Origin of the sequence: Flavobacterium sp. GCM10022190, from assembly GCF_042656445.1 — a bacterium.
Taxonomy (GTDB): Bacteria; Bacteroidota; Bacteroidia; order Flavobacteriales; family Flavobacteriaceae; genus Flavobacterium; species Flavobacterium nitratireducens.
The window spans coordinates 1-585 of the sequence record NZ_JBHSOQ010000017.1 but is presented as its reverse complement, the minus strand read 5'-3'; the positions used below and the strand labels follow the sequence as shown (position 1 = coordinate 585).

Sequence of the window (585 nt, the reverse complement as noted above, 5' to 3'; positions counted from 1 at the left end):
TCCGGATAACGCTTGCCACCTCCGTATTACCGCGGCTGCTGGCACATAGTTTGCCGTCGCTTTCTAATAAGGTACCGTCAAGATAAAATCATTTCCTATTCTATTTTTTCTTCCCTTATAACAGCAGTTTACATTCCGAAGAACTTCATCCTGCACGCTGTGTCGCTCCATCAAGCTTTCGCTCATTGTGGAAAATTCCTCACTGCTGCCTCCCGTAGGAGTCTGGTCCGTGTCTCAGTACCAGTGTGGCCGTACAGCCTCTCGGCCCGGCTAAACATCATCGTCTTGGTAGGCCATTACCCTACCAACTAACTAATGTTCCGCACCCCCATTTTTAAGTGAAGCTGTGAAGCTCCTTTCTATTACTCATCATGCGATAAATAACTATATCCGGTATTAGCTATTGTTTCCAATAGTTATCCCAGTCTTAAAGGTAGGTTAGGTACGTGTTACTCACCCATTCGCTACTGAATGTATTGCTACATCCCGTTCAACATGCATGTATTAGGCACACAGCGAGCGTTCATCCTGAGCTAGGATCAAACTCTCAAAAAATTGCGTGTTTAATAAATTGGTTTTGTTTTA

At 44.3% G+C, this 585-nt stretch carries 1 rRNA gene; it reads right to left on the bottom strand.

The features are described from left to right. Window positions 1-555, bottom strand: a 16S ribosomal RNA gene (locus tag ACFPTQ_RS16065); the annotation flags it as partial. Window positions 556-585 lie beyond the last annotated feature (30 nt).